Genomic DNA, 19,681 nt, shown 5'->3' with positions numbered 1-19,681 from the left:
GGGTAGACACGTTTCCAAATGTTGCACAGGTGGAAGAGGTGGCTGTTCCGGCCCCATCGCGAGCAGGCTCGCTCCCCCATTTGATCCGGTGAAACCTGTGGGAGCGAGCCTGCTCGCGATGAGGCCATGAGCCCCAACACAACTCTCAGACCTTGGCCAGATCCGGCAGATCCCCGGTCAGCCCCAACGCCTCGCGTACGAACAGCGCCTTGGCTTCCGGCATGCGGTCTACCAGCTTCAGACCGGTATTACGCAACCAGCGCACCGGCAATGGATCGGCCTGGAACAGCCGCTCGAAGCCTTCCATCGCCGCCATCAGCGCCAGGTTATGGGGCATGCGCCGCCGCTCATAGCGGCTCAACACCTTGAGATCGGCCAACCGCTCGCCACGCCCGGCGGACTGCAACAGCACCTCGGCCAACACCGCGGCATCGAGGAAACCCAGGTTGACGCCCTGCCCGGCCAGGGGATGGATGGTATGCGCCGCATCGCCGATCAGCGCCAGCCCTTCGGCCACGTAACGCTTGGCGTGGCGTTGGCGCAGCGGTACGCAGACGCGAGGATCGGCGCCGAGCACCGCGCCTAGCCGGCCCTCGAAAGCCCGCTCCAGTTCGGCGCAGAAAGCGCCGTCATCCAGTGTCATCAAGCGCTGCGCTTCGCCAGGCGTGGTCGACCAGACGATCGAGCACCAGTCCTGCTCGCCATCGCGTGCCAGAGGCAGGAATGCCAGCGGACCATTGTCGGTGAAGCGTTGCCATGCGGTCTGGCGATGAGGTCCGGCGCAGCGCACGCTGGTGACGATCGCGTGATGCAGGTAGTCCCACTCGCGAGTGGCGACCCCCGTCAGTCGGCGCACGGCGGAGTTCGCCCCGTCGGCGGCAATCACCAGTGGCGCGCGCAAGGTGCGCCCGTCAGCCAGGGTCAGCAGCCAGTCGTCGCCGGAGCGGCGCATCTGCTCCAGGCGCGCATTGGCCAGCAGGCCCAGGTCGCAGTCATGCAACCGGTCCAGCAGTGCATCCTGAACGACGCGGTTCTCGACGATGTGGCCAAGCACTTCGGCATGCAGGCTGGCGGCGGAAAAATGAATCTGCCCCGTGCCGCTACCGTCCCAGACATGCATGTCGGTGTAGGGACTGGTGCGTCGGGCGACGATACCGTCCCAGACGCCCAGACGATCGAGAATCCGCTGGCTGGCCGCCGACAGGGCGCTGACCCGGGGTTCGAACGCTGCCAGGGAATCAAAGGGTTTGACGCTCAGCGGGCTGCCGTCGAGCAACAATACCTGCAATCCGCTGCCCTGCAACGCAAGCGCCAGGGCGCTGCCGACCATGCCGGCACCGACAATCAACAGATCTGCGCGCAATTCCATGCTTTAAGCCTGTGCTGCTGGCGACATGAGCCGCCGGTGAAAGGAATGAGCCGTATCAAGCATCGGGGCGAGTCCCCAAGCCCATGGCCTGGCGAGCGAACCAGCGCTTGGCCGGGGGCAGCAGGTCAAGGCCCAGCAGGCCGAGATTGCGGCCCACGGATACCAGCGGCAGATCGCTGCTGAACAGCCGCGTGACCTGGTCGGAGAAGCCGACGGTCAGGGCCTGGTCCATCCGCTGGCGCTCGCGATAGGCTTGCAATACAGAGAAGTCGCCAGGCGTGCTCTCACTCCCGAGCAACGCATCGGCCAACGCCTGCGCGTCACGCAAGGACAGGTTGAAGCCCTGGCCCGCTATCGGATGCAGGCTATGGGCAGCATTGCCGAGGATCGCCAGGTGCGGACGTACCTGCTCTTCGGCTTCTACCAGCGCCAGCGGATAAAGGTGTCGCGCACCCACCTGCTTCAACGTGCCGAGGCGATAGCCGAACACACTCTGCAGCTCACTGAGAAAACTACGCTCGTCGAGGGCCGCCAGCCGTTGCGCATCCATGCCCTGGCGAGTCCAGACCAACGCACAACGATTTTCCGGCAGCGGCAACAAGGCCATCGGGCCGTCGTCGGTAAAGCGTTCGAAAGCCACGCCGTTGTGGGCTTCGCTGGGTGTGAGGTTGGCAATCAACGCGCTCTGGTCGTAAGGGCGATTGCGCACACCGACGCCCAACTGCTCACGCAGTCCGGAGCGTCCACCGTCGGCCAGTACGGCGAGGTCGCATTCCAGCGTGGTTTCGTCATCCAGCGTCAAATGATAACCACCGACTAGCGGCTCCATCCGGGTGACTTGCGCCGGGCAGCGCCAGCTGACCACGTCCTTGTCCAGCCCTTGCCACAGGCATTGGCCGAGCCAGGCATTTTCCACCACGTAGCCGAGGGCCGGCACGCCCTCCTCCATGGCGGACAACCGCGCCGTGGAAAACCGTCCGCGGTCGGAAACATGAATCTGTTTGATCGGTTCTGCGCGGCGGGAAATTTCCTGCCAGAGGCCCAGGCGCTGATAAATTTGTCGAGCACCGAAGGAGAGCGCCGATGAGCGCGCGTCATAGCTCGGCTGCCAGGTGTCGCCGGGGGCGAACGGCTCGATCAGCATGATCTTCCACCCCCTGGCCTTGGCGCCTGCCTGCAAGGCGAGCGCCAGGCTCGCGCCGACCAGGCCGCCACCAATGATCGCCACGTTGACCCGGCTCATGCCGCTTGAGTCCGTGCAGCGGCCATCAGGGCCTCGATCTCGGCGACCGTTTTCGGCACGCCGCGGGTCAGGATTTCACAACCGGTCTTGGTCACTACCACGTCATCCTCGATGCGCACGCCAATGCCGCGCCATCTCTTCGCTACGCTGCGATTGTCCGGGGCAATGTAGATGCCCGGCTCCACGGTCAAGGCCATGCCAACCTCCAGCACGCGCCATTCGCCACCGACCCGGTATTCACCGACGTCGTGCACGTCCATGCCCAGCCAGTGACCGGCACGGTGCATGTAGAACGCCCGGTAGGCTTCGCTGGCGATCAACTGGTCCACCTCGCCTTCCAGCAGCCCGAGACGCACCAGGCCCTCGGTAATGACCCGGACCGTAGCTTCATGGGCCTGGTTCCAATGCTTGTTCGGGCCAATTTCAGCGAACGCCGCTTCCTGGGCCGCCAGCACGACCTCATAGATCGCCTTCTGCTCGGGCGAAAACTTGCCGCTGACCGGCCAGGTACGGGTGATATCGCTGGCGTAGCAGTCGATTTCGCAACCGGCGTCGATCAGCACCAGGTCGCCATCCTTGAGCGGCGCGTCGTTCTGCTGGTAATGCAGGATGCAACTGTTACGCCCCGCCGCGACGATGGAGCCGTAGGCCGGCATCTTTGCGCCGCCCTTGCGAAATTCGTAGTCGAGCTCGGCCTCCAGGCTGTATTCGTACAGCCCGGGGCGTGCCGCTTGCATGGCGCGGATGTGAGCCTGGGCGGAAATCCGCGCCGCTTCGCGCATCACTTTCACTTCCGCCGCCGATTTATACAGGCGCATATCGTGCAGCAGATGATCCAGGGCAACAAATTCGTTCGGCGGCTGGGCACCAAGGTGGGCCTTGGAACGAATCACGTTGATCCACTCCATCAGGTGCCGGTCGAATTCGGGGTTGCTGCCCATGGCCGAATAGACCCGGTCGCGACCTTCGATCAGGCCCGGCAGGATGTCGTCGATGTCGGTGATGGGAAACGCGTCGTCGGCGCCGTAGTCCCGGATCGCCCCTTCCTGGCCAGCACGCAAGCCATCCCACAGTTCACGCTCGGCGTTGCGCTCGCGGCAAAACAGGATGTACTCGCCGTGAGCGCGACCGGGCACCAGCACCAGCACCGCTTGCGGCTCGGGGAAGCCGCTGAGGTACTGGAAGTCGCTGTCCTGGCGATAGACGTGCTCGACGTCGCGGTTGCGGATCGCAACGGCGGCGGCGGGCAGGATTGCGATGCTGTTGGGTTCCATCTGCGCCATCAAGGCCTTGCGGCGACGACTGTATTCCGACTTCGGGATATGAATCATGGGCAGACGGCGTTCCCTTTCAAGCGATCAGTGCAGGGACGGCTTGGCAGCCGGTTCAGCGGTTTTTTTGGTCTCGGTAAACAGCAGCAACGGCGCGACCCGCAGGTACTCCATCACTTCCATGTAGTCGCTCTCGCCGTCGTCGGATTCTTCCAGGGCGTCCTGCACCTGGGAGATGGCCGCCAGGTCTTGCAACACTTCCTTGGCTTCATCGCTCAAGGCGTATTCGCGGCGGGTCAGGCCGAAGCCTGCCAGGAAACCCTGGCACCACTGACCCAGCGCAGCGGCGCGTTCAGCCAGCGGCGCGTCATCGGTGGGCAGCAACAGGACGACGGTCATGTCGTCACTGGTCAATTCACCCTTGACCATTTCCTGCAGGCCGATGAGCGCGTTGCGCACGTTGTCCGCCGGCTCGCCTTCAAGCAGTTCGGCGGCGTCGGCCAACCAGCCGTCAGCATCAAAACCGGCGCCGGCACAGCTGCGGCCGAGCAGCAGGCCATGCAGTTCGGCGGGCGAGACAGGGTGGCCGCTGGTGCTCAGCAGGGTGGCAAAGGCTTGGTACGGAGAATTCTGAATGGGCATGGGCAGCTAGGCGCCAGACGGCGCTATGTCTAGAATGGAGGCCTTGTATCCTACATCGACAGACTCGCCAAGACCATTAAAGGCTGTGCGACCCAAATCCCTCCATCAGACACATTCTTCAGTGGACACAATGGAAGACACCGACCTGCAAGCGCTGATGGCCAGACTCGAGCTGCTAATTGACCGGGTCGAGCAACTTAAGAGCCAAAACGGACTCCTATTAGCTCAGGAAAAAACCTGGCGCGAGGAACGCGCGCACCTCATTGAAAAAAACGAAATCGCCCGGCGTAAGGTCGAATCGATGATTTCGCGCCTCAAGGCCCTGGAGCAAGACTCATGAGTTCAAGCAATAGCGTTACCGTGCAGATCCTCGATAAAGAGTATTCGATCATCTGCCCCCAGGAAGAGCGCAGCAACCTGGTGAGCGCCGCCCGTTACCTGGATGGCAAGATGCGCGAGATCCGCAGCAGCGGCAAAGTCATCGGCGCCGATCGCATCGCCGTAATGGCCGCCTTGAACATTACCCACGACCTGCTCCACCGCCAGGATACGCCGGACGTACAGGTCAGCGGCTCGACCCGCGAACAGGTCCGCGACCTGCTCGATCGGGTGGATCTGGTACTGGCTACCGATCCGGACGTCAGCAAGGGCTGATTCGCGAGGCAGCCTGGGGTATACTTGCGTCACTCCCTGGGGTGCTTGCCAGTTGGTGATGTCCCTGAGCCGATACGCACAACCACGGGGGTTGCACGTTGGGGCCGGTGTGCATGTCCGCTTGACGGAAAGCCTTAACGCCTCCTGCAACTTCCACCTTGAACTTTCGGGTTCAAGGGCTAAGCCGACAGCGGTTCATCCGGGGAGCCTGATTCTTGAGACAATGCCAGTCATCATGACTGGCATTGTCGTTTCTGGCGTTTGGCGTTTTCTGGTCCCGCCGTTTGCGGTTACGCTGTGCCGATATCACCGTCTCGCGAAGCATCGATATGACCGAACCTGCGTTGCCGACCCGCCCACAACTTCGCCGCCTGCTACGCCAGGCCCGTCGTGCCCTGACCCCGGCCCAGCAACGGCAAGCCGCCCACGGCCTATATCGGCAACTGGCACAGCATCCGCTGTTTCGCCGCGCAAGACACATCGCCCTGTACCTGCCCAACGACGGTGAGATCGACCCACGCCTGCTGCTGCGCGCCGCCCAACGTCGGGGCAAGGCGACTTATCTGCCGGTGCTCAGTCCCTGGCCGCAGACCAGGATGGTGTTCCAGCGGATCCATCCCGGCGAAAAAATGCGCCCTAATCGTTTTCGCATCCCGGAACCACGCAAAAATATCGCCCGGCAGCGCAAAGTCTGGACATTGGACCTGGTATTGCTGCCGTTGGTGGGGTTTGATGATGCCGGCGGACGCCTGGGCATGGGCGGCGGCTTCTATGACCGCAGCCTGGCGTATCTGTCGCGACGCAAACAATGGCGCAAGCCGACGTTGCTGGGCCTGGCCCATGAGTGTCAGAAGGTCGAACGATTGGCGCAGGCAAGCTGGGATGTACCGTTACAGGGAACGGTCAGTGACAGGCGTTGGTATCTGGCGAGCTAGACGCCGCGAAACAGCGGCGTCCAGAAGACGGCTCAGCGCTTGAGTGCCGGCGCGGGCTGGGTGATTTCCATCGGTGCATCATTTTTGTTGGCCCATAAGCTCTGGGCATAACCCGTGGTGACGACACCCAGGCCGAACAGAATGACCAGGACCCACAACAAATCCGGTTTGCGTTTCATCGATTGCCCCCCTCAAGGCATATCACACACGATGACAGCAGCGGTTTTCTTATCTGGCCGTGCAGCAGCGTCAAGCTTGGAAGGCCGGCATTTTGCGGCAACGTGAACCGACACGCAAATGCTGGCGTCAACCGACTGTCGGTTTGTCATAAAATCGCTGAACCTTTTTATCGCCACCACCCAGGAGTAGAAATCATGGCCTACTGGCTGATGAAATCCGAGCCCGACGAATTGTCCATCCAGGGCCTGGAAAAGCTCGGCCAAGCGCGCTGGGACGGGGTTCGCAACTACCAGGCGCGCAATTTCCTGCGGGCCATGGCGGTAGGCGACTCATTTTTCTTCTATCACTCCAGCTGCCCGGAGCCAGGCATTGCCGGAATTGGCAAAATCATCAAGGCCGCCTATCCCGACCCAACGGCCCTGGAACCTGACGGTCATTACTTCGACGCCAAGGCCAGCCCGGAGAAAAACCCCTGGACCGCCCTCGACGTCGCCCATGTCGAGACATTCCCACGGGTGCTGAAGCTCGACTACCTCAAACAGCAGGCCGCCCTGGCCGAAATGCCGCTGGTGCAAAAAGGCTCGCGACTGTCGGTGATGCCGGTGACAGCTGAGCAGTGGGCGGCGGTCATTGCGTTGAAGCCCTGAGCCCTGAGCCATGCGGCGTCCGATCGGCCGCTATCGCGAGCAAGCTCGCTCCCACAGTGGACTGGCGTCGATCCGGCAATCCTTGTGGGAGCGAGCTTGCTCGCGATGACTGACTAACCGCCGCTACATGCCTTACTGAATGATCAGGTTGTTGAACAACAGATCATCCACCATCGGCTTGCCCGTCTCGTCGTTCATCACCTGCTGGGTCTGCTTCAACGCTTCCTGCCGCAGCTTTTCCTTGGCTTCAAGGTTGTTCATGGTTTCGGTCGTCTGCTGGGCGAACAGCGCCACCAACTGATTGCGAATCAACGGCTCGTTAGCCTTCACCGCCGCAGCGGCGGCGTCACCGGTCACGCGCAGGGCAACGTCGGCCTTGTAGACCTTCAGCTTAGTCGTTCCGTCCAGGCCATAATTGCCCACGAATGGCGGGCTGAGCGTGATGTAACTGACCTTCGGCGCCTCGCCTTCTTTGGCTTCCTTGGCTTCTTCGGCCATCGCCGCCACAGGCAACGACAGGGCCAGCATCAACATGATCCACGCTTTCACATTCGACTCCTCATCCGATTTGCGGCCCAGCATACCGCCCCCTCGTCCCAGCACAAGCTTATGGCCGGCTATCAGGGCGGGGCATGCTCGTTGACCCCTTCACTCTCACACCTACACTTATCGGCCATCACTCCCAAAGGAATAGCCCTGATGAAAGCCGTGCTGTGCAAAGAATTCGGCCCCGCCGAATCGCTGGTGCTGGAAGACGTCGCCAGCCCCGTCGTGAAGAAGAACGAAGTGCTGCTGGACGTGCACGCCGCCGGGGTGAATTTTCCTGATACGTTGATCATCGAAGGCAAATATCAATTCAAGCCGCCCTTCCCGTTTTCCCCCGGCGGCGAAGCAGCGGGTGTCGTCCGCGAGGTGGGAGAAAAGGTCAGTCACCTGAAAGTCGGAGACCGGGTCATGGCGCTGACCGGCTGGGGCAGTTTCGCCGAACAGGTGGCAGTCCCGGGCTACAATGTGCTGCCCATTCCTGCCGCCATGGAATTCAACACCGCCGCCGCTTTCAGCATGACCTACGGCACCTCGATGCATGCCCTCAAGCAACGTGCCAACCTGCAACCCGGTGAAACCCTGCTGGTGCTCGGTGCCTCCGGCGGCGTCGGCCTGGCGGCGGTGGAAATCGGCAAGGCCATGGGCGCCCGGGTGATCGCCGCCGCCAGCAGCGCGGAAAAACTCGCGGTAGCCAAGGCCGCCGGCGCCGACGAACTGATCAACTACACCGAAACCAGCCTCAAGGATGAAATCAAGCGCCTCACCGACGGCCAGGGCGCCGACGTGATCTACGACCCGGTGGGCGGCGACCTGTTCGACCAGGCGGTCCGCGCCATCGCCTGGAACGGCCGGCTGCTGGTGGTCGGCTTCGCCAGCGGGCGCATTCCCGAGCTGCCGGTGAACCTGGCCTTGCTCAAGGGCGCTGCCGTGGTAGGCGTGTTCTGGGGCTCCTTCGCCCAACGCCAGCCGCAGGACAACGCCGCCAACTTCCAGCAACTGTTTGGCTGGTTCGCCGAAGGCAAGTTGAAACCGTTGGTGTCGCAGGTCTATCCGTTGAGCAACGCCGCCCAGGCGATCAATGACCTGGGACAGCGCAAGGCGGTGGGCAAGGTGGTTGTGCAGGTTCGCTGATTGCCCAAGCTGTTTACCTGAACCGGGTCGCAGCGCTACGGCCCGGTTCCGCCATCCCCATACCGCCCTCCATTTATACCTGAGCGACATGTTCGTAAAAGAACATGCCATCTCCCACATTTCCGCTGTTTGGCCGATGCGAACCGGTGCTATTTTCGGTAATGAAACTGTAACATTCGCATCCGCAGTCAAAACAAGAAATCTGGAGCCCTTGAATGTTTGCTTTCTTTCGTCCCGCCGCACATCAGGCTCCATTGCCTGAAGAAAAAATAGACAGCACCTATCGGCGCCTTCGCTGGCAGATCTTCGCCGGCATTTTCATTGGTTATGCCGGTTATTACCTGCTGCGCAAAAATTTTACCCTGGCGTTTCCGGATCTGATCGCCCAAGGCTATACAAAGGGCCAGCTGGGGGTGGCGATATCGGCAATCGCGATCGCCTACGGTCTTTCCAAGTTCCTGATGGGCATCGTGTCCGACCGCTCCAACCCGCGTTATTTCCTGCCTTTTGGCCTGATAGTGTCAGCCGGAGTGATGTTCATTTTCGGTTTCGCACCGTGGGCAACCTCAAGCGTGACCATGATGTTCATCCTGTTGTTCATCAACGGCTGGGCGCAAGGCATGGGCTGGCCACCAAGCGGACGCACCATGGTGCACTGGTGGTCGCAGAAAGAACGCGGCGGTGTGGTTTCGGTATGGAACACCGCCCATAACGTCGGCGGCGGCTTGATCGGCCCGCTGGCAATACTTGGCATGGGCTGGTTCAACGACTGGCACAGCAAGTTCTACGTACCGGCAGCGGTGGCTTTGCTGGTCGCTGTATTTGCCTTCATCGTCATGCGCGATACGCCGCAATCGACAGGCTTGCCGCCCATCGAGAAATACAAAAACGATTACCCGGAAGGCTACGATGCCAGCCATGAAGAAGAATTCAGCGCCAGGGACATCTTCGTCAAATACGTGCTGCGCAACAAAATGCTCTGGTTCATCGCGCTGGCTAACGTTTTCGTCTACCTGTTGCGCTATGGCATTCTGGACTGGGCACCGACCTATCTCAAAGAGGTCAAGCACTTCGATTTCGACAAGACGTCCTGGGCTTACTTCCTGTACGAGTGGGCCGGCATTCCCGGCACGCTGCTATGCGGGTGGATGTCGGACAAGGTCTTCCGGGGCAACCGCGGCCTGACGGGCATGGTGTTCATGGCATTGGTGACCGTCGCAACAATCATCTACTGGCTGAATCCGCCGGGTAACCCGATGGTCGACATGATCTCGCTGTTCGCGATTGGCTTCCTGATCTATGGCCCGGTCATGCTGGTAGGTCTGCAGGCCTTGGAACTGGTGCCCAAGAAAGCAGCAGGTACGGCTGCCGGCTTCACCGGTCTGTTTGGTTATCTGGGTGGCTCAGTCGCAGCCAGCGCCATGATGGGCTACACGGTGGACTATTTCGGCTGGGATGGCGGCTTCATCCTGCTGGTCGGTGCCTGCCTGCTGGCCATGGCATTCCTCGCGCCAACCCTGCGGCACAAGCAGATCGCCAGTCAGAGCCGCGACGCGATCGCCTGATCCAGCGCTGACTTGCAGCGCTTGAGCCGCGCCTCCAGATTACGGTCTGGCATGGCGTGGCTGCGCAGGGCGTGGATGGTCTGCTCGACATAATCGCGAGTCGTGCCATACCGCCCGCAGGCGCTTTCGAACACCTGGCTCAGCACATGATCCGGCAGATTGCCGGCATAGCTGGGCAGGTGTCGCTCCAGGACAAAACCCAAGGCCTGAACCCGATTGCCATCTTCCAGCCGACAGTTGAGCCAGTGCGGCCGATAGGACGGCACGGGCATCTCGCGTTGCCACAGGGCCAACAGCGAATCCTGCAGGTTTTCTTCCGGCAACCGGTAGGCGAAACCGCTGCACGAGCCGCCGCGATCCAGCCCGAACACCAGCCCTGGCAATTCCGGGGTGCCTCGGTGTTCATGGGACCACAGATACAACCCGCGATGATAACCGTGCACTCGCCCGCGCATACGCTCCACCGCCGTGCATTCGGGCCGCCAGATCAACGAGCCGTAGGCGAACAGCCAGACTGGGCCGCCCTGGTGCAGGCTCATGGTCGAGTGCATCGACACAAGCAGTTGTTCCCGGGTCAGCTGTGGCCCCAACTCGAGTCGTGGCGGATACAGCGCGCAGGTGATGGCGGATTCGATAGCGGTCATGGCCGGTAGCGGATGGCTCCTCGCTGATTGTGAATGGCTTGGCAACGCCAAGGTACTGGCGTTTGAAGGAACGAAGGCAAGTTGGATGCCATCGGGCTTCTATATACGTTATCGGTATCTAGCTGACAGAACTAAATACCGAAACGAAATATGGGCCGTTATATCGATCGGCATTCGTTCTTGTGGCGAGGCAGCTTGCTCCCGCTGGACTGCGCAGCAGTCCCAGATGAGGCGGTCGCTGCGCAACCGAGCGGGAGCAAGCTCCCTCGCCACAAAGAGCTCACCGAGCCTGGATTGGACGAACGCGGTTCAAGCCCGCGGCGCGTACGCAAACACATCCGCACGCATCTGATGAGCGTCCATCCCGGCTTCCACCAGCGCATCAAGCGTGGCGTAGATCATCGCCGGTGAGCCGCTGGCGTAGACGTGGACGCTGGAAAGATCGCTGATGTCCTCGCACACGGCTTCATGGAGCATCCCGCAGCGCCCTTCCCAGCCGCACAAGTCGCTGACGACTTTGTGCAGGAACAAGTTCGGCAGTTTTTTCCATTCATCCCAATGCTCGATTTCATAGAAATCCTCCGGCCGCCGCACGCCCCAATACAAATGCACCGGGTATTTGAAACCGGCGGCCCGGCAGTGCTCGATCAGGCTGTGCATCTGCGCCATGCCGGTTCCAGCGGCGATCAGCACCAACGGGCCATCCGGCAACTCGGACAAGTGGGTATCACCGAACGGCATTTCGATGCGCACGGTAGGATTGCGCCGCAGTTGCTCCAGCAGCGCCAGCGCACTGCTTTCGCGCGCCAGTACATGTAGCTGCAGGTCCCGCCCCGAATGCGGCGCCGAGGCCAGGGAGAACGCCGATTTTTCGCCGTTCTCGCGCTCGATCATCAAGTATTGCCCAGCGTGATAGCGCGGCGGCTTGCCCGCCGGCGCCCGCAGGCGCACCCGCCAGACATCGCCGCCGACGTCACTGCATTCGGTAACCTGGCACGCCAGGTTGCGCACCGGCAGTTCACCCGGCGCCAGCACGCCATCCCAGAGCACCACGCAATCCTCCAGCGGCTCGGCAATGCAGGTGAAGATCTCGCCGTGATCACGCACCTCACCGGCCTGCGTCACGCGACCTTCCACCAGCAGCGCGCCACAGACGTGGCAATTGCCATTGCGGCAGCTCTGCGGACATTCGTAGCCCAGGCGCCGGGCGCCATCGAGAATCCGCTCCGCCGGCTGTATCTCCAGCACCGCGCCGGAAGGCTGCAAGGTTACACGCATCAATCTATTCCTAACTGATTCCAGATGGCATCGATCCGTTGGGTAACGGCTTCATCCTTGACGATAACCCGGCCCCATTCACGGGTGGTTTCACCGGGCCATTTATGCGTGGCATCGAGCCCCATCTTCGACCCCAGGCCGGACACCGGCGAGGCGAAGTCGAGGTAGTCGATCGGCGTATTCTCGATCATCACCGTGTCGCGCTTGGGGTCCATGCGCGTAGTGATGGCCCAGATCACGTCGTTCCAGTCCCGTGCGTTGATATCGTCATCAGTGACAATAACGAACTTGGTGTACATGAATTGTCGTAAAAACGACCAGACGCCCAACATCACCCGCTTGGCATGCCCCGGATACGACTTCTTCATGGTCACCACGGCCATGCGGTACGAGCAGCCTTCCGGTGGCAGGTAGAAGTCAGTGATCTCGGGGAACTGCTTCTGCAGGATCGGCACGAACACTTCGTTCAGCGCCACGCCGAGGATAGCCGGCTCATCGGGCGGACGTCCGGTGTAGGTGCTGTGGTAGATCGGCTTGATCCGATGGGTGATGCGCTCGACGGTGAACACCGGGAAGCTGTCCACCTCGTTGTAATAACCGGTGTGGTCGCCGTAAGGACCTTCATCGGCCATTTCGCCGGGGTGGATCACGCCTTCGAGAATGATCTCGGCGGTGGCCGGCACTTGCAGGTCGTTGCCACGGCATTTCACCAGCTCGGTGCGGTTGCCCCGCAGCAGGCCGGCGAAGGCATATTCGGAAAGGCTGTCCGGCACGGGCGTGACGGCGCCAAGGATAGTCGCCGGATCCGCGCCCAGGGCCACCGAAACCGGGAACGGCTGGCCAGGGTGTTTTTCGCACCACTCACGATAATCCAGCGCGCCACCCCGATGGCTCAGCCAGCGCATGATGACCTTGTTGCGGCCAATCACCTGCTGGCGGTAGATACCGAGGTTCTGGCGATCCTTGTTCGGCCCTTTGGTGACGGTCAGGCCCCAGGTGATCAGCGGCCCCACGTCGCCCGGCCAACAGGTCTGCACCGGCAGCATGGCGAGGTCGACAGCGTCGCCCTCGATCACCACTTCCTGGCAGATCGCGTCCTTGACGACTTTCGGCGCCATGGAAATGATCTTGCGGAAAATCGGCAGCTTCGACCAGGCGTCCTTCAGGCCCTTCGGCGGCTCCGGCTCCTTGAGGAACGCCAGCAGCTTGCCGATCTCGCGCAGTTCGCTGACAGCTTCGGCCCCCATGCCCAGGGCTACACGCTCCGGTGTGCCGAACAGATTGCCCAGCACCGGGATGTCATAGCCGGTCGGATTTTCGAACAGCAGTGCCGGGCCCTTTGCCCGCAGGGTGCGGTCGCAGACCTCGGTCATCTCCAGCACGGGGGACACCGGCACCTGGATGCGCTTGAGTTCGCCGCGCTGTTCCAGACCGCTGATAAAGTCGCGCAAGTCGCGATACTGCATGCAAAGCCTCATGGTGACCGTGGCGTTCGGGGGCCCGAGTTTAACGCCGCCCGTTCGCAATAGTGAATGCACAGACAGCAAAAAGCCGGGTTTCCCCGGCTCTTGCTGGCCTGCTCGACTTACTTGCGCTTCATCGACAGGAAGAACTCATCGTTGGTCTTGGTCGTTTTCAGCTTGTCGACCAGGAACTCGATGGCCGCGACTTCATCCATCGGATGCAGCAGCTTGCGCAGGATCCACATGCGCTGCAACTCGTCATCGGCCGTCAGCAATTCTTCGCGACGGGTACCGGAACGGTTGATGTTGATGGCCGGGAACACACGTTTCTCGGCGATGCGACGGTCCAGGGGCAGTTCCATGTTGCCGGTACCCTTGAACTCCTCGTAGATCACTTCGTCCATCTTCGAGCCGGTTTCAACCAGCGCAGTGGCGATGATGGTCAGCGAGCCGCCTTCTTCGATGTTCCGTGCGGCACCGAAGAAACGCTTCGGTTTCTCCAGGGCGTGGGCATCGACACCACCGGTCAATACCTTGCCGGAGCTCGGGATCACGGTGTTGTAGGCACGGGCCAGACGGGTGATGGAATCGAGCAGGATCACCACGTCCTTCTTGTGTTCGACCAGGCGCTTGGCCTTCTCGATCACCATTTCGGCAACCTGCACGTGACGGGTCGGCGGCTCGTCGAACGTCGAGGCGACCACTTCGCCGCGCACGGTGCGCTGCATCTCGGTCACTTCTTCCGGACGCTCGTCGATCAGCAGCACGATCAGATGAACTTCAGGATTGTTACGGGCGATGTTGGCCGCGATGTTCTGCAGCATGATCGTCTTGCCCGCTTTCGGCGGCGCCACGATCAGACCGCGCTGGCCTTTGCCGATAGGTGCGCACAGGTCGATGACACGACCAGTGAGGTCTTCGGTGGAACCGTTGCCGGCTTCCATCTTCATGCGCACGGTCGGGAACAGCGGGGTCAGGTTCTCGAAGAGAATCTTGTTCTTCGCGTTTTCCGGACGGTCGAAGTTGATCGTATCGACCTTGAGCAGCGCGAAGTAACGCTCGCCTTCCTTTGGAGGGCGGATCTTGCCAACGATGGTGTCACCGGTGCGCAAGTTGAAGCGACGGATCTGGCTCGGCGAGACGTAGATATCGTCCGGGCCGGCGAGGTAGGAAGCGTCCGCGGAGCGGAGGAAGCCGAAGCCGTCCTGGAGAATCTCCAGCACGCCATCACCGGAGATTTCCTCGCCGCTTTTTGCGTGCTTCTTGAGCAGGGAGAAAATCACGTCCTGCTTGCGCGAACGGGCCATATTTTCTATGCCCATCTGTTCGGCCAATTCGAGCAGTTCGGTAATCGGCTTTTGCTTGAGTTCAGTCAGATTCATATAGGAATGACGTAATCATTTATGGAGGGGGGAAATTAAGCTTTTGGCTTAATGAGGCCGCGCCGCAGAGAAGGCGACAGGATCGCGTACTTGTTCGAAAGGAGAGCGTCGGCGACGGCTTGCAGGGGGCAATGGAGAAACCAGTGCGGGGCCGAATGTAACACCTCGATTTACGAGCGTCTAGCCCTGGATAACGAAAAAGCCCCGCGATTTGCGGGGCTTTTGGCAGAACATTCGACGCTTAGATGTTGGCGTCGAGGAAAGCTGCCAGTTGCGACTTCGACAGCGCGCCGACCTTGGTGGCCTCGACGTTGCCGTTCTTGAACAGCATCAGGGTCGGGATACCACGCACGCCGTGCTTGGCCGGGGTTTCCTGGTTCTCGTCGATGTTCAGCTTGGCCACGGTCAGTTTGCCCTTGTAGGTCTCGGCAATTTCGTCCAGGACCGGAGCGATCATTTTGCAAGGACCGCACCACTCAGCCCAATAGTCGACCAGCACTGCGCCTTCGGCCTTGAGTACGTCAGCTTCGAAGCTAGCGTCGCTAACGTGTTTGATCAGATCGCTGCTCATGGAAATCTCCGGGGTAATCAGCAAAAAAACGTGGCCCATCATAGCTGCCCTTCCCAGGTTCAGGAAGCCGCAGTTGATTGAGTCTCGCTATGGAGATTGATGGCTTTGGGTATGGCCCGCTTCATGAAGCGGCCGGTGCGATGAATGAGATACCGGTACGCAATGCCGCATTACGTACATGTTCCTGCATGGTTTTTTGCGCCGAAACCGATGCCCGGCGGGCCAGGGCGCGAAGGATCTTGCGATGTTCCTGCCACGTCTCCATCGCCCGCTCCGCCCTGATGAACGGTAGTTTCTGGCTTTCCAGGAAGATATCGGCGCTGGCGGTGAGAATGCCCAGCATCGCCTGGTTGCCACTGGCCAGCAGGATCCGCCGGTGGAACTCGAAATCGAGCCGCGCCGCCGCGTCGAAATCCCCCGCTTTCAACTCTCGGCGCATGGCCTCGACATTGTCATCCAGGGCATCGAGCTCATCGGCGCTCAACGTGACGGCCGCCAACCCGGCCGCGAACCCCTCAAGGGCATAACGCAACTGAAAGATATCCACCGGCGAGGCCTGCGCGGCGAAGGGCCAACCCGGCGTTGGTTCGCTGCGTGGGGCTTGCGCCGGCGATTGCACGAATACCCCCCTGCCCGGCTGCACGCTGATCATGCCCAAGGCACTGAGCGATGAAAGCGCCTCGCGCAGTGAGGCCCGGCTCACCCCCAGCTGCAAGGCCAGCTCCCGTTGTGACGGCAGCGCATCCCCCGGGCCGAACCCTTGATCGGCGATCAGCTTGCGGATGCCTTGCAGGGCTACTTCCGGAACGGCACGAGAAATGGAATTCATGGTTTTTCAAGGAAACCGAGTCAATGAGCGGCTAGTTGTAAAGCTATTCGAAGCCCTCGGCAAGTCGTGCCCCAGCAGGGTTCGGCGGCTTGTATCAACGCTCGATAAAGGTGCGAAACGCGACGCAACTGTTCAGACCAGTCAGACCGATGCCCACCAGCAAAATCGCGGCTTTGGTGGATCAGCAAGGCCTTTGGCATGGCCTGTGCTCTGTCCGATCAGAGAAATCACATCATCGACTGCGGAGATTCACCATGATCCAGCGTTGCAGCGTCCTGCTCACTGCCCTGTTTGCCAGCCTGATGCTTTGCCAATTGCCCGCCCACGCCGATGGCCTGGAAGACGTGGTCAAGCGCGGTACGCTCAAGGTTGCGGTGCCTCAGGATTTTCCACCGTTCGGCTCCGTGGGTCCGGACATGAAGCCACGCGGCCTGGACATCGATACGGCGAAACTGCTGGCCGACCAGCTCAAGGTCAAGCTTGAACTGACGCCCGTCAACAGCACCAACCGCATTCCATTCCTGACCACTGGCAAGGTCGACCTGGTGATTTCCAGCCTGGGCAAGAACCCTGAGCGTGAAAAAGTCATCGACTTCTCCAGCGCCTACGCGCCGTTCTACCTGGCCGTATTCGGCCCGCCTGATGCCGCCATCAACGGCCTGGACGACCTCAAGGGCAAGACCATCAGCGTCACCCGTGGCGCCATCGAAGACATCGAGCTGAGCAAGGTCGCCCCCGAAGGCACCACCATCAAGCGCTTCGAAGACAACAACTCGACCATCGCCGCCTACCTGGCCGGCCAGGTGGACCTGATCGCCAGCGGCAACGTGGTGATGGTCGCCATCAGCGAGCGCAACCCCAAGCGCGTTCCGGCGTTGAAAGTGAAACTCAAGGACTCGCCGGTGTACGTGGGCGTGAACAAGAACGAGCCGGCGCTGCTGGACAAGGTCAACCAGATCCTCGCTACCGCCAAGACCGACGGCAGCCTGGAGAAAAACGCCCAGACCTGGCTCAAGCAGCCACTGCCGGCCGACCTCTGACCGTCGCTTGAGAGGCTGAGCATGGCTTATCAGTTCGATTTCCTGCCGGTGGTGCAAAACACCGAGCTGCTGTTGCGCGGCGCGCTGTTCACCCTTGAACTGACGACCATCGGCGCGTTGCTCGGGGTCGGCCTGGGCATCGTCGGGGCGGTGGTTCGGGCGTGGAATATCCGTCCGTTCGCGGCGATCTTCGGCGTGTACGTGGAACTGATCCGCAACACGCCGTTCCTGGTCCAGTTGTTTTTCATCTTCTTCGGCTTGCCGTCCCTGGGCCTGCAGATTTCCGAGTGGCAGGCGGCGGTGCTGGCGATGGTGATCAACCTCGGCGCGTATTCCACCGAGATTATCCGGGCCGGCATCCAGGCTATCCCGCGCGGGCAACTGGAAGCCGCCGCGGCACTCGCGATGAGCCGCTTCGAAGCGTTCCGCCACGTAGTCTTGCTGCCGGCACTGGGCAAGGTCTGGCCGGCGCTGAGCAGCCAGATCATCATCGTGATGCTCGGCTCCGCCGTCTGTTCGCAGATCGCCACCGAAGAGCTGAGCTTCGCCGCCAATTTCATTCAGTCGCGCAATTTCCGCGCGTTCGAAACCTACGCGCTGACGACGCTGATCTACCTGTGCATGGCGCTGTTGATCCGCCAGTTTCTCAACTGGGTCGGGCGTCGCTACATTGCCAGGAGCAGCCAATGAGCGATTTCACTTTCTGGGACGTGGTGCGCAACCTGCTCACCGGCCTGCAATGGACCCTGGCGCTGTCGCTGGTGGCGTTTATCGGCGGCGGTGTGATCGGCTTGCTGGTGATGGTGCTGCGCATCTCCAAACGCGCCCTGCCGCGTAATGTCGCCCGGACCTACATCGAGCTGTTCCAAGGCACGCCACTGTTGATGCAGTTGTTCCTGGTGTTCTTTGGCGTGGCCCTGGCCGGGGTGGAGATTTCCCCCTGGATGGCGGCGGCGATCGCCCTGACGCTGTTTACCAGCGCCTACCTGGCGGAGATCTGGCGCGGTTGCGTCGAGTCGATTTCCAACGGTCAATGGGAAGCGTCCGCGAGCCTGGCGCTCAACCCGCTGGAACAGTTGCGCTACGTGATCCTGCCCCAGGCGCTGCGGATTGCTGTGGCGCCGACCGTGGGCTTCTCCGTGCAGGTGGTCAAGGGCACGGCCGTGACGTCGATCATCGGCTTTACCGAACTGACCAAGACCGGCGGCATGCTCGCCAATGCCACGTTCGAGCCGTTCATGGTCTACGGCCTGGTGGCCCTCGGTTATTTCCTCCTTTGTTACCCCTTGTCCCTCAGCGCGCGCTACCTGGAAAGGAGACTGCATGCCTCTGCTTAGAATTTCCGCCCTGCATAAGTACTACGGCGATCATCACGTGCTCAAAGGCATCGACCTGAGCGTCGAGGAAGGCCAGGTGGTGGCGATCATTGGCCGCAGCGGTTCGGGAAAATCCACCTTGCTGCGCACCCTGAACGGTCTCGAATCGATTAACGACGGCGTGATCGAAGTCGATGGCGAGTACCTCGACGCGGCACGCGCCGACCTGCGCAGCCTGCGCCAGAAAGTCGGGATGGTGTTCCAGCAATTCAATCTGTTCCCGCACCTGACGGTCGGCGAGAACGTGATGCTCGCGCCGCAAGTCGTGCAAAAAGTGCCCAAGGCCAAGGCGGCCGAGCTGGCGCGGCAGATGCTGGAGCGGGTCGGGCTCGGCGAGAAATTCGACGCCTTCCCGGACCGTTTGTCCGGCGGCCAACAGCAACGGGTCGCGATTGCCCGCGCCCTGGCGATGTCGCCAAAGGTGCTGCTGTGCGATGAAATCACCTCGGCCCTGGACCCGGAGCTGGTCAATGAAGTGCTCAGCGTGGTGCGGCAATTGGCCAAGGAAGGCATGACGTTGATCATGGTCACTCATGAAATGCGCTTTGCCCGGGAGGTAGGGGACAAGCTGGTGTTCATGCACCAGGGCAAGGTGCATGAAGTGGGGGACCCGAAGGTACTGTTCGCCGATCCGCAGACGGCCGAGCTGGCAAACTTCATCGGGACGGTGGAGCCTGCCTGAACTTTGCTGGCAAGACCTTCTGTGGCGAGGGAGCTTGCTCCCGCTCGACTGCGCAGCAGTCGCAGGCCCTGCCAGCCGGTTTATTCTTGATGTATCGGGTTGATTCATTTGGGGCAGCTGCGCAGCCCAGCGGGAGCAAGCTCCCTCGCCACAGAAGCCAAGCCAAGCTGCTCCAGATCAGTGGTTTGGATCAGGCGCGTTGGCGTAAGCGATCGATCGTGGCAGGATGGCAA

22 protein-coding genes and 1 other RNA gene are annotated in these 19,681 nt (G+C 61.3%); 11 read left to right on the top strand and 12 right to left on the bottom strand.

All coding sequences use genetic code 11. From position 1 onward, the window contains the following. Positions 1-145: 145 nt before the first annotated feature. The 4 genes from J3P96_RS01315 to J3P96_RS01300 form a co-directional block, all read right to left on the bottom strand. Positions 146-1,363, bottom strand: coding sequence for a 2-octaprenyl-3-methyl-6-methoxy-1,4-benzoquinol hydroxylase (locus J3P96_RS01315; RefSeq protein WP_434658054.1), 1,218 nt, complete (start codon positions 1,361-1,363; stop codon positions 146-148). A gap of 61 nt (positions 1,364-1,424) precedes the next feature. Next, entirely contained in the window at positions 1,425-2,612 is a 1,188-nt protein-coding gene (gene ubiH, locus J3P96_RS01310) for a 2-octaprenyl-6-methoxyphenyl hydroxylase (RefSeq protein WP_434654819.1), read from the bottom strand. Further along, positions 2,609-3,943 (bottom strand): Xaa-Pro aminopeptidase, encoded by a 1,335-nt coding sequence (gene pepP / locus J3P96_RS01305; protein WP_434654817.1) that lies wholly within the window; start codon positions 3,941-3,943, stop codon positions 2,609-2,611. Before pepP ends, ubiH begins: the two co-directional genes overlap by 4 nt. A gap of 27 nt (positions 3,944-3,970) precedes the next feature. Beyond that, entirely contained in the window at positions 3,971-4,525 is a 555-nt protein-coding gene (locus J3P96_RS01300; RefSeq protein WP_047226083.1) for a YecA family protein, read from the bottom strand. Positions 4,526-4,655: 130 nt separating this feature from the next. Between J3P96_RS01300 and J3P96_RS01295 the strand changes: the two genes are divergently transcribed. The 4 genes from J3P96_RS01295 to J3P96_RS01280 all read left to right on the top strand — a co-directional run bounded on the left by J3P96_RS01295 (position 4,656) and on the right by J3P96_RS01280 (position 6,114). Continuing rightward, positions 4,656-4,865 carry a TIGR02449 family protein gene (locus J3P96_RS01295; RefSeq protein ID WP_003177365.1) on the top strand — a complete coding sequence of 70 codons (210 nt, stop codon included), beginning with the start codon at positions 4,656-4,658 and terminating at the stop codon, positions 4,863-4,865. Continuing rightward, positions 4,862-5,179 carry a cell division protein ZapA gene (locus J3P96_RS01290; RefSeq protein ID WP_039590276.1) on the top strand — a complete coding sequence of 106 codons (318 nt, stop codon included), beginning with the start codon at positions 4,862-4,864 and terminating at the stop codon, positions 5,177-5,179. Before J3P96_RS01295 ends, J3P96_RS01290 begins: the two co-directional genes overlap by 4 nt. A 30-nt stretch (positions 5,180-5,209) precedes the next feature. Further along, positions 5,210-5,389, top strand: a non-coding RNA gene (gene ssrS / locus J3P96_RS01285) — 6S RNA. A 119-nt stretch (positions 5,390-5,508) separates the two neighbouring features. Beyond that, positions 5,509-6,114 (top strand): 5-formyltetrahydrofolate cyclo-ligase, encoded by a 606-nt coding sequence (locus J3P96_RS01280; RefSeq protein ID WP_434571030.1) that lies wholly within the window; start codon positions 5,509-5,511, stop codon positions 6,112-6,114. A 32-nt stretch (positions 6,115-6,146) separates the two neighbouring features. Here J3P96_RS01280 and J3P96_RS01275 read toward each other — a convergent pair whose 3' ends face one another. Next, a complete protein-coding gene (locus J3P96_RS01275) occupies positions 6,147-6,293 on the bottom strand; it encodes a hypothetical protein (protein WP_305498028.1) in 147 nt (48 codons plus the stop codon). A 195-nt stretch (positions 6,294-6,488) separates the two neighbouring features. Here J3P96_RS01275 and J3P96_RS01270 point away from each other — a divergent pair, with 195 nt between their 5' ends. Beyond that, entirely contained in the window at positions 6,489-6,941 is a 453-nt protein-coding gene (locus J3P96_RS01270; RefSeq protein ID WP_434654815.1) for an EVE domain-containing protein, read from the top strand. Between the two features lie 132 nt (positions 6,942-7,073). Here J3P96_RS01270 and J3P96_RS01265 read toward each other — a convergent pair whose 3' ends face one another. After that, complete coding sequence (locus J3P96_RS01265) at positions 7,074-7,490, bottom strand: flagellar basal body-associated protein FliL (RefSeq protein ID WP_434571024.1); 417 nt, start codon at positions 7,488-7,490, stop codon at positions 7,074-7,076. Positions 7,491-7,640: 150 nt separating this feature from the next. On the opposite strand from J3P96_RS01265, the gene J3P96_RS01260 reads away from it, so the two are divergent. Together J3P96_RS01260 and glpT are read left to right on the top strand one after the other, a co-directional pair. Continuing rightward, positions 7,641-8,618 carry an NADPH:quinone oxidoreductase family protein gene (locus tag J3P96_RS01260; RefSeq protein ID WP_434571022.1) on the top strand — a complete coding sequence of 326 codons (978 nt, stop codon included), beginning with the start codon at positions 7,641-7,643 and terminating at the stop codon, positions 8,616-8,618. 215 nt (positions 8,619-8,833) lie between these two features. Continuing rightward, on the top strand, positions 8,834-10,183 hold the full coding sequence (glpT, locus tag J3P96_RS01255; protein WP_434627207.1) for a glycerol-3-phosphate transporter: 1,350 nt from the start codon (positions 8,834-8,836) through the stop codon (positions 10,181-10,183). Here glpT and J3P96_RS01250 read toward each other — a convergent pair. The 6 genes from J3P96_RS01250 to J3P96_RS01225 form a co-directional block, all read right to left on the bottom strand. After that, a complete protein-coding gene (locus J3P96_RS01250) occupies positions 10,159-10,827 on the bottom strand; it encodes a gamma-glutamylcyclotransferase (RefSeq protein ID WP_434654813.1) in 669 nt (222 codons plus the stop codon). The two genes, glpT and J3P96_RS01250, sit on opposite strands and share 25 nt — an antisense overlap. Before the next feature lie 309 nt (positions 10,828-11,136). Further along, the gene (locus J3P96_RS01245; protein WP_434654812.1) at positions 11,137-12,105 is read right to left on the bottom strand and encodes a CDP-6-deoxy-delta-3,4-glucoseen reductase; all 969 of its coding nucleotides are present in this window, start codon (positions 12,103-12,105) and stop codon (positions 11,137-11,139) included. Beyond that, a complete protein-coding gene (gene ubiD, locus J3P96_RS01240) occupies positions 12,105-13,571 on the bottom strand; it encodes a 4-hydroxy-3-polyprenylbenzoate decarboxylase (RefSeq protein WP_434571014.1) in 1,467 nt (488 codons plus the stop codon). The genes J3P96_RS01245 and ubiD overlap by 1 nt, the downstream gene beginning before the upstream one ends. A 119-nt stretch (positions 13,572-13,690) precedes the next feature. After that, positions 13,691-14,950, bottom strand: a complete 1,260-nt coding sequence (gene rho, locus J3P96_RS01235) for a transcription termination factor Rho (protein WP_003206716.1) — start codon at positions 14,948-14,950, stop codon at positions 13,691-13,693. A gap of 241 nt (positions 14,951-15,191) precedes the next feature. Then, the gene (gene trxA, locus J3P96_RS01230) at positions 15,192-15,521 is read right to left on the bottom strand and encodes a thioredoxin TrxA (protein ID WP_003206727.1); all 330 of its coding nucleotides are present in this window, start codon (positions 15,519-15,521) and stop codon (positions 15,192-15,194) included. Positions 15,522-15,642: 121 nt separating this feature from the next. Next, positions 15,643-16,350, bottom strand: a complete 708-nt coding sequence (locus tag J3P96_RS01225; RefSeq protein WP_434571012.1) for a FadR/GntR family transcriptional regulator — start codon at positions 16,348-16,350, stop codon at positions 15,643-15,645. A gap of 254 nt (positions 16,351-16,604) precedes the next feature. On the opposite strand from J3P96_RS01225, the gene J3P96_RS01220 reads away from it, so the two are divergent. From J3P96_RS01220 to J3P96_RS01205, 4 genes are read left to right on the top strand one after another with little or no spacing between them, the layout of a single operon-like run. Then, positions 16,605-17,390: a transporter substrate-binding domain-containing protein gene (locus J3P96_RS01220; protein ID WP_305498011.1), complete on the top strand. Its 786-nt coding sequence runs from the start codon at positions 16,605-16,607 to the stop codon at positions 17,388-17,390. A 21-nt stretch (positions 17,391-17,411) separates the two neighbouring features. Continuing rightward, on the top strand, positions 17,412-18,080 hold the full coding sequence (locus J3P96_RS01215; protein ID WP_434654810.1) for an amino acid ABC transporter permease: 669 nt from the start codon (positions 17,412-17,414) through the stop codon (positions 18,078-18,080). Further along, positions 18,077-18,727, top strand: a complete 651-nt coding sequence (locus J3P96_RS01210) for an amino acid ABC transporter permease (RefSeq protein ID WP_434627201.1) — start codon at positions 18,077-18,079, stop codon at positions 18,725-18,727. The genes J3P96_RS01215 and J3P96_RS01210 overlap by 4 nt, the downstream gene beginning before the upstream one ends. Continuing rightward, on the top strand, positions 18,714-19,448 hold the full coding sequence (locus J3P96_RS01205) for an amino acid ABC transporter ATP-binding protein (protein WP_039590243.1): 735 nt from the start codon (positions 18,714-18,716) through the stop codon (positions 19,446-19,448). Before J3P96_RS01210 ends, J3P96_RS01205 begins: the two co-directional genes overlap by 14 nt. Positions 19,449-19,681: the final 233 nt, after the last annotated feature.

This window comes from Pseudomonas sp. R3-56, assembly GCF_051132075.1.
Lineage (GTDB): Bacteria > Pseudomonadota > Gammaproteobacteria > Pseudomonadales > Pseudomonadaceae > Aquipseudomonas.
The sequence above is the reverse complement of the archived record's forward strand: the minus strand, read 5'-3'. Positions and strand labels throughout refer to the sequence as shown.

Bases quoted from the DNA above. Each gene is read 5' to 3' on its own strand.
- ubiH (WP_434654819.1), bottom strand. From the start codon at position 2,612: ATGAGCCGGGTCAACGTGGCGATCATTGGTGGCGGCCTGGTCGGCGCG.
- pepP (WP_434654817.1), bottom strand. From the start codon at position 3,943: ATGATTCATATCCCGAAGTCGGAATACAGTCGTCGCCGCAAGGCCTTG.
- J3P96_RS01300 (WP_047226083.1), bottom strand. From the start codon at position 4,525: ATGCCCATTCAGAATTCTCCGTACCAAGCCTTTGCCACCCTGCTGAGC.
- J3P96_RS01295 (WP_003177365.1), top strand. From the start codon at position 4,656: ATGGAAGACACCGACCTGCAAGCGCTGATGGCCAGACTCGAGCTGCTA.
- J3P96_RS01290 (WP_039590276.1), top strand. From the start codon at position 4,862: ATGAGTTCAAGCAATAGCGTTACCGTGCAGATCCTCGATAAAGAGTAT.
- J3P96_RS01280 (WP_434571030.1), top strand. From the start codon at position 5,509: ATGACCGAACCTGCGTTGCCGACCCGCCCACAACTTCGCCGCCTGCTA.
- J3P96_RS01275 (WP_305498028.1), bottom strand. From the start codon at position 6,293: ATGAAACGCAAACCGGATTTGTTGTGGGTCCTGGTCATTCTGTTCGGC.
- J3P96_RS01270 (WP_434654815.1), top strand. From the start codon at position 6,489: ATGGCCTACTGGCTGATGAAATCCGAGCCCGACGAATTGTCCATCCAG.
- J3P96_RS01260 (WP_434571022.1), top strand. From the start codon at position 7,641: ATGAAAGCCGTGCTGTGCAAAGAATTCGGCCCCGCCGAATCGCTGGTG.
- glpT (WP_434627207.1), top strand. From the start codon at position 8,834: ATGTTTGCTTTCTTTCGTCCCGCCGCACATCAGGCTCCATTGCCTGAA.
- J3P96_RS01250 (WP_434654813.1), bottom strand. From the start codon at position 10,827: ATGACCGCTATCGAATCCGCCATCACCTGCGCGCTGTATCCGCCACGA.
- J3P96_RS01245 (WP_434654812.1), bottom strand. From the start codon at position 12,105: ATGCGTGTAACCTTGCAGCCTTCCGGCGCGGTGCTGGAGATACAGCCG.
- ubiD (WP_434571014.1), bottom strand. From the start codon at position 13,571: ATGCAGTATCGCGACTTGCGCGACTTTATCAGCGGTCTGGAACAGCGC.
- rho (WP_003206716.1), bottom strand. From the start codon at position 14,950: ATGAATCTGACTGAACTCAAGCAAAAGCCGATTACCGAACTGCTCGAA.
- trxA (WP_003206727.1), bottom strand. From the start codon at position 15,521: ATGAGCAGCGATCTGATCAAACACGTTAGCGACGCTAGCTTCGAAGCT.
- J3P96_RS01225 (WP_434571012.1), bottom strand. From the start codon at position 16,350: ATGAATTCCATTTCTCGTGCCGTTCCGGAAGTAGCCCTGCAAGGCATC.
- J3P96_RS01220 (WP_305498011.1), top strand. From the start codon at position 16,605: ATGATCCAGCGTTGCAGCGTCCTGCTCACTGCCCTGTTTGCCAGCCTG.
- J3P96_RS01215 (WP_434654810.1), top strand. From the start codon at position 17,412: ATGGCTTATCAGTTCGATTTCCTGCCGGTGGTGCAAAACACCGAGCTG.
- J3P96_RS01210 (WP_434627201.1), top strand. From the start codon at position 18,077: ATGAGCGATTTCACTTTCTGGGACGTGGTGCGCAACCTGCTCACCGGC.
- J3P96_RS01205 (WP_039590243.1), top strand. From the start codon at position 18,714: ATGCCTCTGCTTAGAATTTCCGCCCTGCATAAGTACTACGGCGATCAT.